The following is a 1,092-nucleotide window of genomic DNA, read 5'->3' as shown; positions in this document are numbered from 1 at the left end:
TCAGATGACAACGGAGCGTGCTTCACACCACCGAACAGCGTTTCTTCGTTCACTCTCGCTTCAATAAATGCCTCCGCTTCACTGATGATACGAATCGTCTGAGCATAGCAAGCCTCCGAAGTATCGCCCCAGGTAACAAGTCCATGCTTCTCCATCAAGACAAGCTCTGCATTCGGATTAGCTAATACGCCTTCGGCAATCATCTTCGACAAGGTAAATCCAGGTCTTACATAGGGCACCCATACAAAGCGGTCACCGAAAATCTCTTGAGCCAACTCCTTACCATTATGAGCGCAGCATAAGCTGATAATCGCATCAGGATGTGTATGATCGACATGGGCATAAGGCAGAAATGCATGTAGCAGTGTCTCGATCGAAGCACGCGGATGCTTGGAGTCGACCATACAGTGACCAAGGTAAGCTACCATCTCTTCATCCGTCATGGATTCCCGTTCGAACAAGGGACGGATATCTTCCATCCGCAGTCCCGTGAAATTACCGGGTTTCATTGTAGCCAGATCCGATCCGCTTCCTTTCACGTACATCACTTCTACATCCTGACCGCGGAAGTCTTTGATGACGGTCTTACTCGATGTGTTGCCCCCGCCCCAATTGCATACCCGGCGATCTGTACCAATCAAATTCGAACGATACACCAGTTCATCCAGTGTATTTGACGCTTGTTGTGCCTTCGCTTGTTCCCATAAGCTCTGAACCATGAAGTTTCACCCTCCGATTGTCTGCAATGATTTGCTTTCATTTGATTATTATCATATCACGCCCGTTTATGTTTGAATACACTTTTATCAAAAATAAACACAGATTTGTATTCGTTTTCAAACACATAATTTTCGTATATTCAATAAAAAAGCAGTTCAATCAGGGTTTATCCCTCATTGAACTGCTTATGAATGACGCATTTATGATTCCGTCACGCGATCACGTTCCATCTGATCGACCTTCCGAATACCTTCTATTAGCGCATCACGGAAGGTAATCTCATCTTCATTCACATAACCCATAAATACAATGTCTGAGATATCGATATGATTGAAGAAGATATTCGAGTCTTTCGTCAGATTACCATGTGGA

At 44.5% G+C, this 1,092-nt stretch carries 2 protein-coding genes; both read right to left on the bottom strand.

Going from position 1 to position 1,092, the window contains the following annotated elements:
• Positions 1 to 719, bottom strand: a 719-nt coding sequence (locus ACFRAK_RS28870; RefSeq protein WP_394573175.1) for a class II aldolase/adducin family protein, incomplete at its 3' end; no start/stop codon positions are given.
• Positions 720 to 920: 201 nt separating this feature from the next.
• Positions 921 to 1,079: a hypothetical protein gene (locus ACFRAK_RS28865; protein ID WP_394573176.1), complete on the bottom strand. Its 159-nt coding sequence runs from the start codon at positions 1,077 to 1,079 to the stop codon at positions 921 to 923.
• Positions 1,080 to 1,092: the final 13 nt, after the last annotated feature.

The organism is Peribacillus sp. NPDC056705, from assembly GCF_043656335.1.
This window is presented reverse-complemented; position numbering and strand designations above follow the sequence as displayed.